The organism is Notoacmeibacter sp. MSK16QG-6, from assembly GCF_024158145.1.
GTDB lineage: Bacteria > Pseudomonadota > Alphaproteobacteria > Rhizobiales > Rhizobiaceae > Notoacmeibacter.
Window position 1 is genome coordinate 934,131 of the sequence record NZ_JAMYXM010000001.1, and the last position, 14,651, is coordinate 948,781.

Below are 14,651 nucleotides of genomic sequence, written 5' to 3' on the forward strand. Positions count from 1 at the left end.
GATGAACCACTCCCTTTTCCGTGGAGGCCCCTTCACTGGCCGTCACATGCTGATGATCATGATCGCCTTTTTCGGTGTGGTCATCTCCGTGAATCTGACGCTCGCATTTTTCGCATCGAAAAGCTGGACCGGGCTTGTCGTTCAGAACTCCTACGTGGCCAGCCAGAATTTCGAAAAAGAACGTGTGCGGCAGGCGGCGCAGATGGCGCGTGGCTGGCAGATCGGCGCCAATGTCGAAGACGGCTTTCTCACCGTGACGCTCAAGGATGGCGATGGAAAATCGATCGAGCGCGCTGCCGTCACAGCTTCGCTGAGCGGTGTCATGTACGACCGTGACGATCAGACGGTCGAACTTCCGGCTCTCGCTCGCGGTGGATATGGCCGTGAAGTCCAGCTGCATGCTGGCGAATGGATCGCCGAGCTGACGGTGGATGCCAGAGGCCTCGACCCCTGGCAGGGCTCGGTCCGCTTCTCTGTTCCCAATAGTGAGGTGGGGGCCGACTGATGAGCTGTTGCGCTCCCGCATTGGACGGTCACGGCGGATCGAAAGATCTGCTGGCCGATGCCGCGCGTGCGCAACGCCTTACCGAATGGCTTCATTCCGTTCGCCAGGAGGCCGAAGGGATAGGACGTCTGGTTCTATCCGTGCCGGATATGCACTGCGGCGCCTGTATCGCCGCGCTGGAAAGCGGAGTTTCAAAAATTTCGGGTGTGCTGAGCGTCCGCGCAAACCTGACGCTGCGCCGCCTGATCGTCATGTTCGACAGCAACGACGCGGATGTTCTCGACGTCATAGAGAAAACGGTCCAGCGGTTGGGCTACGATGCGCTGCCTGTCGATCTTGGCGACCTCGATGCCGAAAGGGACCGTCAGGAAGCCAGGCGACTTCTGATCGCCCTAGCCGTTGCCGGCTTCGCCACCGCCAATATCATGTTGCTGAGCGTTTCCGTCTGGAGCGGCGCGGAAGCTTCTACCGGGCACCTTTTCCATTTCGTCTCGCTACTGATCGCGGTACCGGCGGTGGCGTTTGCGGGACGCCCTTTCTTCACCTCCGCGCTCTCGGCCGTTCGGGCCGGGCGGGTGAATATGGACGTGCCTATCGCGCTGGCGTTGCTGCTTTCGCTCGGCATGAGCATTACCCGGACGATTATCGGCGAAGGCCATATCTATTTCGACGCGGCGGTCATGCTGACCTTCTTCCTGCTGATTGGCCGCTATCTGGACCAGAGGATGCGCGAACGCGCCCGCAGCGCTGTCATTTCGCTAACCCGAATGGCGCCGAAGGGCGCGCGAGTGGTCGCAGATAACGGCCAGACGGAATGGCTTCCGGCCGATGAATTGCGACCCGGCGACATTGTACGTCTGACCACCGGCGAGCGGCTGGCGGTCGATGCCATTGTCATGAAAGGTGAAGGGACGGTCGACCGCTCCCTCGTGACAGGTGAGTCCGAGCCAGTCGCAGCGGCGCCCGGCACGCGGCTGGAAGCAGGCGTTCTTGCGCTTTCCGCACCGCTCGATCTGCGCGTGGAAAAAACTGCCAATAAGAGCTTCCTCTCCGAGATCGCAACGATGATGGAAGCCGCCGAGCAAGGGCGTGGCGAAACGGCGTCGCTCACCGACCGACTTGCCGGCCTTTACGCGCCCGTCGTGCATGCTCTGGCGGCTCTGACCTTTGTCGGATGGATGCTCTGGTCGGCGGATATCTGGACCTCGCTCGACACAGCAGTGGCGGTTCTTATCGTAACCTGCCCCTGCGCCCTCGGCCTGGCCGTGCCTGTTGTCCATGTGATCGCGGCTGCACGCCTTTTCGAGTCCGGCATCCTGATGCGCAATGGCGATGCGCTGGAGAGGCTGGCCGAGGCCGATCATGTTATCTTCGACAAGACCGGCACACTGACCACGGGCCGTCCGCGCGTCGCCAAATGTTTGCTTGCAACCGTCCGCGAGCGCAGCGCTGCGTGCGAACTGGCCCGGCATTCTTCACATCCGGCTGCAATGGCGGTTGCCGACTATTTGGACGACAGCGCTTCCCTCCATGCCGAAGCGATCCGTGAAGTGCCGGCGGCGGGTATAGAAGCGCGGCTCGGCACCAAAATCGCGCGGCTCGGCCGAGCCGATTGGGTGGCCGACATCGCCCGCATACCGGCCGGGATACAGCCACCGGCGACGGGATTGGCCTTTGCCTTTGAAGGAGAGACTGTCCGTTCGATTGAAATGGCAGAAAGCTTGCGTCCACAGGCCATCCAGACAGTGAACGCCATCCGCGAGAGGGGTCTTGCGGTGGAATTGCTTTCCGGCGACGGACCGCTTGCGGTCTCCACCATTGCAGAGCGCCTTGGCATCGAGGACCTGCGTGCCGAGTGCCGGCCAGCCGACAAGCTGGAGCGTCTCGATAGGCTAAGGGAGAATGGCGCAAAGGTGCTGATGGTCGGTGACGGGCTGAACGACGCGCCGAGTTTGGCCGGCGCGCACGTCTCATTCGCGCCGGGCTCAGCCTGCGATGTCGGCCGCCTCGCTGCCGATTTCGTTTTCACCCGACCTGGCCTGGACGCCGTGGAGAACGCGCTGACACTTGCCCAGCAGGCCCGTCGACTGGTTCGCCAGAATCTGACCCTCGCGATCTGCTACAATATCCTGGCCGTGCCGCTGGCCATGACCGGATTTGTCACGCCCCTTATCGCCGCGCTGCTGATGAGCGGATCGTCGATCCTCGTGGTGGGCAATGCGTTGCGGCTGTCGACAGGCAACCGAAACTCCGCCGATCAGGTAGCCTTGGGCGATGCTGCCGTTGTGGTAACGCCCAATGGAGGCGTCGCCGGATGAACGTCATCCTGCTGCTACTGCCGATCGCTCTCCTGCTCGGACTTGTGGGCCTCGCCGCCTTTGTCTGGTCGCTCAGAAGCGGCCAGTTCGACGATCTGGACGGCGCGGCATGGCGGGTGCTTGAGGACGATCCGGATGATCGGCCTACCGACCGATAAAGCAGGGGGCTGGACGACCCGGTCTGTCTGCTGTCCGCCCCCGCATCCAGCCTGCTTGACCTAGCGTAAAGAAAAATTTTTCCAATTTTTCCCTTGTCATAGCGACACTTTAGCGCTCCCATACGGGGCAGTAGGATGCCGCAATCGATCAAATGTTCGCGGCGGCCGCATGAAACGGTTTGGAGGCCGTTTCGCTACTGGATCTGGGAGGAGCCAGCCTGGAATGACGGGTTATGTCATTGAGACCCGAAATCTCACAAAGTCCTTCAAGGGCTTCACCGCCGTGGACGATGTCTCGCTGCAGGTTGCGGAGGGAACGATCCACGCATTGATCGGACCGAATGGCGCTGGCAAAAGCACCATGTTCAATCTGATCACCAAGTTTCTTCAGCCGACCAGCGGCACTATCCTGCTGAACGGGGAGAACATCACGAAGCGCAAGCCAGCGGAAATCGCCCGTATGGGCGCCGTGCGGAGCTTCCAGATCTCATCGGTCTTTCCGCATCTGACGTTGCTTGAAAATATCCGCGTCGCCCTCCAGCGGAAAATGCACAACTCCTACCATTTCTGGAAATCTGAAAGCCGGTTGAACGTCCTGAACGATGAGGCGCGCTCCATCCTCTCCACGGTCGGCCTTGATGATGCGGAGCGCAATCTGGCGGTCGAGCTACCCTATGGGCGCAAGCGCCTGCTGGAACTGGCGACCACGATTGCGCTGGAGCCTCAAGTCCTGCTGCTCGACGAGCCGATGGCCGGAATGGGGACCGGCGACGTCCAACGCGTGGCAGATATTATTCGCCGCGTCGCCGAAGGACGGACCGTTCTCATGGTGGAACACAATCTCAGCGTGGTGGCCGATCTCTCCGATACGATCACCGTGCTTCAGCGCGGCGCCGTTCTGGCGGAAGGCACATATGACGAGGTGAGCCGAAATCCCGAAGTGATTTCCGCCTATATGGGGGCCGCCCACCATGACTGAGTTCCTGCTGAGCGTCGAAGGGCTGGAGGCCTGGTACGACGAAAGCCACATTCTGCACGGAATGAACTTCACCGTCGGCAAAGGCGAAATCGTCACGCTGCTCGGTCGCAATGGCGCCGGCAAAACGACCACCATGCGCTCGATCATGGGGCTCGTTCGCAAGCGGACCGGCTCCATCCGGTTCGGTTCGGTCGAGACCATCGGTCTATCGGCCAATCAGATCGCCCGGGCCGGTATTGCCTTCTGCCCGGAGGAGCGCGGGATTTTCTCGTCGCTCACCGTCAAGGAAAATCTCATGCTGCCGCCAGTGGTGGCCGAAGGCGGCATGGGCGTTGATCGCGTCTACGAACTCTTCCCGATCTTGCAGGCGCGCGGCGCCAGCCAAGGCACCAAACTATCGGGCGGCGAACAGCAGATGCTCGCCATTGCGCGCATCCTGCGGACAGGCGCGCATCTTCTTCTTCTCGACGAACCGACCGAAGGGCTTGCCCCGGTCATCGTCGAACAGATCGGCCAGATCATCCAGAAGCTAAAGGAGGAGGGTTTCACCATTCTTCTGGTCGAACAGAACTTCCGCTTCGCCGAAGCCGTCGGAGACCGTCACTATGTCGTCGAACATGGCGAGGTCATCGACAGTTTCGAGCGTCGTGAGGTGGAAGCCAACAGAGAGAAAATCACAGGTTATCTCGGCGTTTGAACCGAGACCGACAATCCTTGGGAGGAAAACATGAAACTACTCAGAACTATGCTTCTCGCCGGCGCGGCAACCGCTCTTGCATCCCCTGCCCTCGCGCAGGACGGGGGCATCTCCGACGATGCGGTCAAGATCGGCATGCTGCTCGATATGTCCGGCCCCTACTCCGCGCTGGACGGACAGGGCTCGGTGGTGGCCGTGCAGATGGCCATCGATGAGATGGGCGGAGAGATTGATGGCAAGAAAATCGAACTGATGACCGCCGATCACCAGAACAAGGCGGATATCGGCTCCAATCTGGCGCGGCAGTGGTCGGACCAGAACAATGTCGACCTCATTCTGGGCGGCGCCAATTCCGGTGTCGGCATCGCCCTGCAGGAAGTGACCAGCGAAAAGAACATCGCCTATATCAATAACGGTGCGGCGAGCGCCGCGCTTACCAACGAGAATTGCGCGCCGGAAACCGGCATTCATTGGACCTACGACACCGATGCGCTAGCCAATGGCACCGCCGTCGCGATGGTGAAGGAAGGCAATGACAGCTGGTATTTCATCACTGCTGACTACGCTTTCGGTCACAAGCTGGAAGAAAACGCCATGGATGCGGTGAAAGCCAATGGCGGAACCGTTGTCGGCAATGTCCGTGCGCCCTTCCCGACGCAGGATTTCTCGTCATTCCTTCTTCAGGCGCAGGGCTCCGGCGCAAAGGTGATCGGTCTCGCCAATGCCGGCACCGACACGCAGAATTCCGTGAAACAGGCTCAGGAGTTCGGCATTGTGCAAGGCGGGCAGAAGCTGGCTTCGCTGCTTCTGTTCCTGACGGATGTGGAAGCTCTTGGCCTCGATGCGTCACAGGGCCTGACCCTGACAACGGGCTTCTACTGGGATCAGGACGACATGGCGCGCGAATGGAGCGCCAAGTTCGAAGAAAAGCATGGCTCCAAGCCCACCATGGTTCAGGCCGGCATGTATTCCTCCGCCCTGAACTACCTCAAAGCCGTCAAGGAAGCCGGGACCGACGAGGCGAAAGCCGTCGTCGCAAAGCTGAAGGAAATGCCGATTGAGGATGCCTTTTCCCGCAATGGTAAGGTGCGCGCCGATGGTTTGATGGTCCACGACATGTTCCTTGCGCAGGTCAAGACGCCGGACGAGAGCAAGGGCAACTGGGACTTCTACAACATTATCCGGACCATTCCGGGCGATGACGCCTTCCGCAAGCTGGAAGACGGTAGCTGCGAAGCCGCCAAGGGCTGAGCTTTGGCCAATTGACCGGGCGGCTACAATGGCCGCCCGGCTCACATATGCGTTTCGGCGTAGATAGGGACATAGAATGGCGTTCTTCGACATCCCGCTGCCGGTATTTATGGGGCAGCTTCTGATCGGGCTGATCAATGGCGCGTTCTACGCCGTTCTGAGCCTTGGCCTCGCGCTTATCTTCGGCCTGCTGAACATCGTCAATTTCGCCCATGGCGCGCTCTACATGGTCGGCGCGTTCGTCGCCTTTCTGCTGCTCGATATTTTGGGCATCGGCTATTGGCCATCGCTGGTGCTTGCGCCGATCATCGTCGGCCTTTTCGGCATTGTGATCGAACGTCTGCTGTTACGCCCGCTTGCCGATCTCGACCATCTTTACGGCCTGCTCCTTACCTTCGGCCTCGCGTTGCTTCTTGAGGGCGCGTTCCGTCACTTCTACGGCGTGTCGGGCGAACGTTACGCCATACCCGATTCACTGCAGGGCGGTTTCAATCTCGGCTTCATGTTCCTGCCAACATACAGAGCGTGGGTGATCGCCGCTTCACTGATCGTGTGCATCGCGACCTGGCTGCTCATCGAGAAGACACGACTCGGCGCAACCATGCGCGCGGCGGTGGAAAACGCCGATCTCGTGCGCGCCTTCGGCGTCAACGTACCGCTTCTCGTCACGATCACCTATGGATTCGGAGTCGCGCTTGCCGCTTTTGCCGGGGTTCTCGCCGCACCCATCTATTCGGTCAATCCGCTTATGGGATCGAATATCATCATCGTGGTCTTCGCCATCGTCGTCATCGGCGGTTTGGGATCGATCAAGGGCGCGATCGTATCGGGTTTTCTTCTTGGCGTATGCGAAGGTCTGACGCGGGTTTTCTGGCCGGAAGCATCGAATATCGTCATCTTCGTGGTCATGGCGATCGTGCTGATCGTCCGACCAGCGGGCCTCTTCGGAAAGGCGGCATAGGACAATGAGCCAAAGCAACGCGCATTCCTCCGGTGAATTGTCGCATCTCGCCGATGAAGAAAGCGAGCGCCGGACCCCGCTGATTGCCGATCTTCGCCTCTGGGCCGTGATCGGAATCGTGGCGCTGCTGATAGCACCGCATTTCATCTATCCGGTGATGATCGCCAAGGTGCTGTGCTTCGCCCTCTTCGCCGCAGCCTTCAACCTGCTGCTCGGCTTTGCCGGGCTCTTGTCCTTCGGACATGCCGCCTTTTTCGGCTTCTCGGCCTACGTGACCGGCTACTGCCTGCAATCGCTCGGTTTTTCGGCCGAACTCGGCATTCTCGCCGGCACGGCGACCGGCGCGCTGCTGGGCCTTCTGATCGGCGCTCTCGCCATTCGCCGCCAGGGCATCTATTTCGCGATGATCACGCTGGCGCTGTCGCAGATGGTCTATTTCGTCTGCCTTCAGGCACCGTTTACAGGCGGTGAGGACGGTCTTCAGGGTGTGCCGCGCCAGCCACTTTTCGGCGTGATCGACATGACCCGCAACATCAATGTCTATTACCTGGTACTGGCGATCTTCTGTTTCGGCATTTTCATCATCTATCGCGCGGTCCATTCACCCTTCGGACAGGTTCTGAAGTCCATCCGCGAGAATGAGGACCGGGCCATTTCGCTCGGCTACGATGCTGACCGCTACAAACTTCTTGCTTTCGTCCTGTCGGCAACGCTGGCGGGGCTCGCCGGCTCGACCAAGGTCATGATCTTTCAGCTTGCGTCACTGACAGACGTGCAATGGCAGATGAGCGGCGAAGTCGTGTTGATGGCGGTTCTCGGCGGGATCGGCACCATGCTGGGTCCGATCCTCGGGGCGACTATCATTATCACCCTGCAGAACGAATTGGCGCAGATCGGTTCGCTGACGACCATCGTCCAAGGCGCGGTCTTCGTCGTATGCGTGCTGCTTTTCCGTCGGGGCATCGTTGGCGAGTTGTCGCACCGATGGAACCGATGGCGCGGGCGGTCGGACGGGCGCGGCGGCGACGCGCCTCGAACAGTGCAGGAGAGTTAAGGGCGCTCAGTTTCTCTTCCAGGAGCGTTCCGCTCGCGAAACCGCGTAATGCGCCGGTTCGGCGGCATAGGCCGCAAGGCCTGCGATGGCAGGCGAATCATGGGCCACCACATGGATGGGAATCGATGACAGCCACGTCGAATGCGGCGCCTTGTCATCGAAAGCGCGCGTGAACTCGCTTCCCTGCAGGAAAGGCAAAATCGCCGGTGCGATACCGCCGGTGATATAGGCCCCGCCCCTCGCACCATAAATAAGGGCCAGATCGCCTGCCACGCGTCCGAGATAGGTTACGAAGTGACGGATCGTCCTTTCGGCCAGCGGATCGCTTCCAGTGCAGGCGGCTTCTGTCACATCTTCCGGACTCTGATAACGCGGCTCAGCACCATGACGCGCCGACATGGCGCTATAAAGCGTAAGAAGGCCGCGGCCACATAATACGGATTCGCCGGACACGCGCGGCCCCACTCTCTCGTGCAAATAGGGCCATAGCGCCAGGTCGTCGTCGGTGCGTGGACCGAGATCGACATGACCGCCTTCACCCGGCACCGGCACCCAAAGGTCGGGAAGATCGATTAGGCCGCCGACGCCAAGTCCCGTTCCGGGACCCAGAACGATACGCGGCGCGCCGGCAAACGGCGAACCTTCCCGAAGAGTGATCCACGCCTCCTGCGGCAGCGCGGCTGCCGCAAGCGCCTGTCCTTCGAAGTCGTTCACCGCCATAATCATCGCAAGATCGAGACGGGCCATGACGGCATGAATGTCGATCACCCAAGGGCAATTGGTCAGCGGTATACGGTCGCCGAGGACCGGGCCCGCGACGGCAAAGAGCGCCGAAGCCGGCGGCTCGCCAGCCCACTCTGCGAGAGCTGCAGCAAGCGCGTCTTCAATGCTGCCGAAAGCAGCGGTACGCTGGGATGGCAAGCGAATGAACGGCTCCATAGCCGATGGCACGATCGCGAAACGCGCATTGGTGCCGCCAATATCGCCGACGATGACCGGAAAAGGCAGTGCTTCGCCGGCCATACCGCTTTGAATCGCAGGCGGATTAGTTGCCGAAGGCGCCAGTCTGGAAACCGTCATTGAAGATTGCCCGGCGTCGCATCTGTTACGCTTCGTCCGGCCAATTCATCATCGACACGAACCGGATACCAGTACCGGGCGTGATCGGTATCGCGGTCGATGCGCACAAAATTGCCGGCGAAAACACGGTAGGGCGCACTCCACTCTCCATCGGGCCATTTGATGCGCACCTGCGCTCTCTCCGCCGTTCCTGTCCCAAGATGCACGAAGCCAAGATGGCCGGACGCATGACCGCCGCCGATTGCGATACGGCGGGTGATCGTCTCATTGCCGATGCGCACCGAGACCAGCGCGCCGATGGCGTCCGGGTTCGGTCCAGACTGATGCAGTTCTATGGCGAGCCAGTTGCCCATCGGAGCCGGCTCTTTCCCCTCCATCGATCGTGCGCCGATATTGCGGAAGACTGCCGCCGGCGCCTGGCGATTCACGACGATCAGGTCGAGCATTCCATCCATGTTGAGATCGACCACAGCGCCGCCGCGCCCGCGTGTCGGCTGCGCAAGCCCAGCCGGCTCGCCTGCCTCGACGAAACGGCCGTCGAACGTGCCGAGCAGAAGATTGTCGGGATCGAACCGTGCGAAATCCGGCATTTGCTGCACATTGCCCTTGGCGATGAAGAGGTCGGTTCGTCCGTCATTGTTCATATCGGCAAATTCGGCATGCCACCCGGTCGACGGTTTGATGTCGTCGCCAACGTATGGCCGCTGCGCCATTGCCCCTTTTTCAACGGCAATGTCACGATAGATGGGTCGGTCGCTCTCGGCCTCGTCATCCAGCGTCTGTAATTTCGTATCACCCATAGATGTAAGGGCGTATTCGGGTTTGCCGTCGGCATCAAGGTCGGTTTCGGCAATTCCCATGCCCCATATGGTGACGGCACGCCAGCCATCGGAGGACCGGTAGGGCCGAGCCGGACGGCCGGGATCGACACGCCAAAGCTCTTCCTGTCCGCCGCGATAATATTGCCGATCATTGGTGATGCGCAGCGACGGTGTGCCCGAGCCGTTCCAGTCGGTGAACAACATGGAAAGGGCGCAGTATCCGGGCGTCAGAGATTGCGGCTCCGAATAATCCGGCAACCCGTTTGCACCCTCTGCCGGGCGGATCAGAATATTGTCGTGACATGTACCGAAGGGAGAGCCGGGCGCGCTGCGATCCACATAATTGCCGAAAGCCAGGGTCGGGAAGCGCCTGCCCTTTTCAAAAGTCGCGCTGAAGGCGGTGCTCCATTCACGGCCCCCATCGAAGCCGATGTCCCGGTTCATTTTCTTGAAGCGGCAGGCGCCATCGCCTTTCAGGATCATGTTTTCGCCGACCCGCAACACGACCAGATCCTTATTACCGTCGCCGTCGATATCGAGCGGATAAAGGCCCGTTACTTTGCCGCGCGCATCGGCGGGCAGCGCGTCATCTTTCGCCGCGAAATGCAGCGCTTCGCCCGGCATGGATCGGTTGACGTAGAGCGCCGCATCGTTCGTGCCGCCAGCCAGAGCGAGATCGGGAAAGCGGTCGCCATTGCAATCGAATGCCGCGACCCCGCCGCCGACGAAATATTCCCATGGCCCGTCATAGATATGCTCGATCCCGGCCGCGCTGGCCTCGTTTTTCAGAACCGGCACATCCATGGAAAGCGCCGCCGGTTCGCTCGCATGGGCGGGCGAAAAGAAAAAGGGGGCGGCGAGGATGGGGAGAAGCCGCCTCACGGAATCACCAGCGTTCTTAGGAAACCGATCAGATCGGCGCGCTCTTTATCGGTACGCTCCAGATAGGCGTCGCGCGACCTGCGGGCGTCGCCGCCATGGGCATCGATTGCTTCGTGCAGGGTGGTTTTGTCGCCGCGGTGGCCATACGGCGCGGTCGAACCAACCCCCCATAGCTCGGTCGTCTGGAAAACGTCGCGATCGACGAAGCGCTGGGCCAGAAGCTCGTTGCCGAAGCCATCCACCTGCTGATCGACGATGCGATGCCGTTTCAGATCGCCGAATAGCGGCACCATAATCTGTCCCTTGTCGTTGCGAGGCAAATTCATCGCGGCTTCCGTCAGATCGTAGCGGCGGTCGGTTCCCTCGCCCTGGCGCATCGTGCCGGCGGCATCCACCGGGCCGGGGTCGGCAAAAGTCAGGCTGTCGAGCGGTAGTGCAGGTCTATGACACGATGCGCAGCCGATTTCGTTGAACAGCCGCTCGCCGTTGGCAACGCGACCCGCATCTCCCTCGTCTAGATCATCGCTACGACCCGGAGCAGGAAGGTTGGCCTGCCAGGCGACCAGCGCGGCGATTTCTGCCTCGCCAACCTCATCGTCAAAGCCGTCACCGTCAAAATCGGCTTCGCCGGTCCAGCGTGCGCCAAAACGTTCCGCCGCCTGCATCCCGTGATGGTGGTTGGCTGCATTGACGCTGAATTGTCGCAGCGACGTCATCACACCCTTATGCGAGAAGGGGCGAATGACGAGATCGGTATCGACGCCGTCCACCTCGGACAGATCGACCATGCCATCCGGCTCGGCGATTATTACGCCGAAATCGATACCCTTGGAGGTCAACGGACTGCGCACCGTCTGACCGGAACGCCTGGCTTCGACCAGAGCATTGCTTCGAATCATCTGAAGGTCGGCAGTCATCTCCCGCGCCAGCAGCTCGATCAGCCCCGCTCCGAATAGATGGTTCGTATTGCGTTCATTGGAAAATTGCGGGTCGGTCGTGTCGAAATCGGCCTGATTAAACCCTTCGGATACAAAGACATTGACGGAAAAATCGCCGGCGCCGCCCGGTCTTGGATCGCGATGACAGGAAGCGCAGCTATTGGCATCCATGCCTGCGAGGCGCTGAAAGGTGGCTGGCGCAGGTCTTTTGCGTTTGGTCGGAATGATGGCCTGTGTCGCCATGCGCCGCCCGGCTCCATCGGCGCTAGTGAACCGTGCGGTGAAAAGTTCTTCTCCAATGTCACGGAATATCTGAAACCTCTGCCCCGTTAAGGCGCCGGCAAAGGCCTCATCTTCCAGGCGTTCGATCCTCGCGCGCTCGTCAAAAAGATCACCAGCCGCAAGAACCGTTACAGGCAGAAGAAGGAAAAGTGAAAACAGTCCGATCAGTCTCATGCGGCCTCTCCCCCAGCCGGCTTCGCCACCGTCGGGTTGGCAACCAGCGTTCGGTCGAGCGTTGCCAGTCCGGATAATGCCGCACCCCGATGCACAAGAGGGGTTGGATCGGGTTGGCCATCGATGACCAGTTCGTCCGCAACCGCCTTGCCGGCGAGCGTCTTGCCAAGCGTTGCGCGGATCGACTCCGTCAACGGCCGCCGCAAATCTTCATTCAGGCCGACGATCATCAATGGAAACGGGTCGACAAGGCTGAAAATTGAAGCGAGGCCATAACCGACCGCCGCACCGGCTTCCGCCAATGCCGCGGCGGCGTCCTTGCTACCGTTACTGGCCTGCTCAGCGATGGAGGCGAGCTCGCGCACTTCGCCGATCGGCGCGGGTGGCGTACGACCAGAGAGTCCCGCTGCGCGGCGCGCCATCGCGTAATCGCCGGCGTAGGCTTCCACACAGCCGTAATTGCCGCAGCGGCAAAGCGCTCCTTCGGGGTGCACCGGGATGTGGCCGAATTCGACACCCGATGACGCCAGGCCGTTGATCAGCTGGCCGCGAAGACGAAGCGCCATGCCGACACCGCGCGACAGAAGCAGAGTGCCGAAATCGCCGCCATCAGCAAATCCTTCGCCGTGAAGGGCTTCGGCCATCAGGTCGCAATCGTTCCAGAGGCGGACAGGTACGCCAAGCTTTTCACCGAGACCGTCCGCGACCGGAACGTCGCGCACACTGAGCGCAGGAGCCCATCGGATCGTCGTCCCCCGAAGATCGATGACGCCGGCAACGCCAATGACAATGCCTTGCAGAGGTCCGGCACGCCGCCCCGTGGCAGACAGAGCCGCCTGCACAAGTCCTTCCATCGCCTCGATCAGTTGGACATCGCTTAGTTCCAATGTGCGGCAATCCATCTGTTCGGCATGGAGAACCTGACCGCAATAATCGACGAGCCGAATGCTCAGATTGCCGAATTGTAACGCCAGACACGCAAGAGATGCGACAGTGGGCGACGGCATGAGCGCAATGCGCGGGCGTCCACGCGTCGGACCGGTGCGCTGTATGTCACTGTCGCCGGCTGCGACCACAAGCCCTTCATCGATCAGTTCTCCGGTGATCGTAGAAATACTCGCAGCCGAAAGCGCGGTGTGACGCGCCAGCTCATTACGGCTCGCCTGCCCCGCCCTGCGCAAAGCGAAGAGGACGCGCTCCCTATTGATACGGCGCATATCGTCCGGGCGTGTGGCGACCGTCCGCCCTGCCATCCGACTCTCCTCCATTTCGCCATTGCAGCAAATAATGTTTGCAGCGCAACAACTTACAAAACTCCCAATTCCTTCTTGACACATGCGAGACGATACGTCACGCTTTTTTTCGAGGCTTGAAATAAAGCTTCATCGGAGGCCGGCGCACGCCGGTGTGTGAGACCTGCGCATGGCGCATTGGGAGGAACAGATGAAGACATTTACAACGGCGCTGCTGGCCGGCGCTGCTCTAGGCATGGCGTTCGCCGCCCCGGCTCTCGCTGAGGGCAAAAAGATCGGCGTGTCGTGGTCGAACTTCCAGGAGGAACGCTGGAAAACCGACGAAGCGGCCATGAAGGAAGCCATCGAAGCAGCCGGGGACAGCTACGTCTCCGCCGATGCCCAGGCTTCCGCCGCCAAGCAGATTACCGATGTCGAAGCGTTGCTGTCGCAGGGCGTCGATGCGCTGATCATTCTGGCCATGGACAAGGATGCGATTGGCCCGGCCATCGAACAGGCTGCCAATGAAGGCGTTCCGGTCGTCGGTTACGACCGTCTGATCGAGGATGAACGCGCCTTCTACCTGACGTTCGACAATAAGGGCGTCGGCCGGATCATTGCCGAGGAAGTCACCAAGGTGAAGCCGGAAGGCAATTTCGCGATCATCAAGGGCGACAAGGGCGATCCCAACGCCGCCTTCCTGCTGGAAGGCATGATGGAAGTGATCGGTGAAGACGCCGAGGCCGGCAAAATCAATATTGCCTGCGAAACTTTCACCGATGGCTGGAAGCCGGACAATGCCCAGAAGAATATGGAGCAGTGCCTGACCTCGCAGAACAACAAGATCGATGCCGTTCTCGCAGAGAATGACGGCATGGCCGGTGGCGTTATTGCGGCACTCTCGGCACAGGGCATGGACGCCTCCACGCCGGTTGGCGGGCAGGATGGCGATCTTGCCGCACTGAACCGCGTGGCACGCGGAACGCAGACCGTGTCGGTCTGGAAAAACAGCCGCGACCTCGGCAAGAAGGCCGCGGAGATCGCTTCCGCGCTCGCCGACGGCACCTCCATGGAAGAGGTCGAAGGCGCAGAGAAGTGGAGCGGTGGCGAGAAGGGCGTCGAGATGAACGCCATCTTCCTTGAGCCGACTCCGATCACCAAGGAGACGCTGAACCAGGCGATCGATGCCGGGCACATCTCCAAGGAACAGGCCTGCGAAGGCGCCAAGGACGACGTGGCAGCCTGCCAGGGCTGACATCAGTCGAAAGAAAAGGCCGCCCCGACGAAGGGGCGGTCTTCCAGCATCGAGGCCGGCTCGC

General features: G+C 60.8%; 13 protein-coding genes. 9 read left to right on the plus strand and 4 right to left on the minus strand.

Annotated elements, in window-relative coordinates:
• Position 1 precedes the first annotated feature (1 nt).
• The 8 genes from NIM86_RS04435 to NIM86_RS04470 all read left to right on the plus strand — a co-directional run bounded on the left by NIM86_RS04435 (position 2) and on the right by NIM86_RS04470 (position 7,923).
• Positions 2 to 505: a FixH family protein gene (locus NIM86_RS04435; RefSeq protein WP_253379496.1), complete on the plus strand. Its 504-nt coding sequence runs from the start codon at positions 2 to 4 to the stop codon at positions 503 to 505.
• A complete protein-coding gene (locus NIM86_RS04440; RefSeq protein WP_253379498.1) occupies positions 505 to 2,823 on the plus strand; it encodes a heavy metal translocating P-type ATPase in 2,319 nt (772 codons plus the stop codon). Before NIM86_RS04435 ends, NIM86_RS04440 begins: the two co-directional genes overlap by 1 nt.
• Complete coding sequence (gene ccoS, locus NIM86_RS04445) at positions 2,820 to 2,981, plus strand: cbb3-type cytochrome oxidase assembly protein CcoS (RefSeq protein WP_253379499.1); 162 nt, start codon at positions 2,820 to 2,822, stop codon at positions 2,979 to 2,981. Before NIM86_RS04440 ends, ccoS begins: the two co-directional genes overlap by 4 nt.
• 223 nt (positions 2,982 to 3,204) lie before the next feature.
• Positions 3,205 to 3,960, plus strand: coding sequence for an ABC transporter ATP-binding protein (locus NIM86_RS04450; protein WP_253379501.1), 756 nt, complete (start codon positions 3,205 to 3,207; stop codon positions 3,958 to 3,960).
• Positions 3,953 to 4,657 (plus strand): ABC transporter ATP-binding protein, encoded by a 705-nt coding sequence (locus tag NIM86_RS04455; protein WP_253379503.1) that lies wholly within the window; start codon positions 3,953 to 3,955, stop codon positions 4,655 to 4,657. The genes NIM86_RS04450 and NIM86_RS04455 overlap by 8 nt, the downstream gene beginning before the upstream one ends.
• 30 nt (positions 4,658 to 4,687) lie before the next feature.
• A complete protein-coding gene (locus tag NIM86_RS04460) occupies positions 4,688 to 5,908 on the plus strand; it encodes an ABC transporter substrate-binding protein (protein ID WP_253379505.1) in 1,221 nt (406 codons plus the stop codon).
• A 76-nt stretch (positions 5,909 to 5,984) separates the two neighbouring features.
• Positions 5,985 to 6,869, plus strand: coding sequence for a branched-chain amino acid ABC transporter permease (locus NIM86_RS04465; RefSeq protein ID WP_253379507.1), 885 nt, complete (start codon positions 5,985 to 5,987; stop codon positions 6,867 to 6,869).
• A gap of 4 nt (positions 6,870 to 6,873) precedes the next feature.
• Positions 6,874 to 7,923 carry a branched-chain amino acid ABC transporter permease gene (locus NIM86_RS04470; protein ID WP_253379509.1) on the plus strand — a complete coding sequence of 350 codons (1,050 nt, stop codon included), beginning with the start codon at positions 6,874 to 6,876 and terminating at the stop codon, positions 7,921 to 7,923.
• Between the two features lie 6 nt (positions 7,924 to 7,929).
• On the opposite strand, the gene glk is transcribed toward NIM86_RS04470, so the two are convergent.
• Genes glk through NIM86_RS04490 form a run of 4 tightly spaced genes read right to left on the minus strand, consistent with a single transcriptional unit; the run spans position 7,930 to position 13,353 of the window.
• Complete coding sequence (glk, locus tag NIM86_RS04475; RefSeq protein ID WP_371872850.1) at positions 7,930 to 8,946, minus strand: glucokinase; 1,017 nt, start codon at positions 8,944 to 8,946, stop codon at positions 7,930 to 7,932.
• Positions 8,947 to 8,999: 53 nt separating this feature from the next.
• Positions 9,000 to 10,706 carry a CRTAC1 family protein gene (locus tag NIM86_RS04480; protein WP_371872832.1) on the minus strand — a complete coding sequence of 569 codons (1,707 nt, stop codon included), beginning with the start codon at positions 10,704 to 10,706 and terminating at the stop codon, positions 9,000 to 9,002.
• Positions 10,703 to 12,100 carry a di-heme oxidoredictase family protein gene (locus NIM86_RS04485; RefSeq protein ID WP_253379513.1) on the minus strand — a complete coding sequence of 466 codons (1,398 nt, stop codon included), beginning with the start codon at positions 12,098 to 12,100 and terminating at the stop codon, positions 10,703 to 10,705. The genes NIM86_RS04480 and NIM86_RS04485 overlap by 4 nt, the downstream gene beginning before the upstream one ends.
• Positions 12,097 to 13,353, minus strand: coding sequence for an ROK family transcriptional regulator (locus NIM86_RS04490; RefSeq protein ID WP_253379514.1), 1,257 nt, complete (start codon positions 13,351 to 13,353; stop codon positions 12,097 to 12,099). The genes NIM86_RS04485 and NIM86_RS04490 overlap by 4 nt, the downstream gene beginning before the upstream one ends.
• A gap of 190 nt (positions 13,354 to 13,543) precedes the next feature.
• On the opposite strand from NIM86_RS04490, the gene NIM86_RS04495 reads away from it, so the two are divergent.
• Positions 13,544 to 14,587 carry a substrate-binding domain-containing protein gene (locus NIM86_RS04495; protein WP_253379515.1) on the plus strand — a complete coding sequence of 348 codons (1,044 nt, stop codon included), beginning with the start codon at positions 13,544 to 13,546 and terminating at the stop codon, positions 14,585 to 14,587.
• Positions 14,588 to 14,651 lie beyond the last annotated feature (64 nt).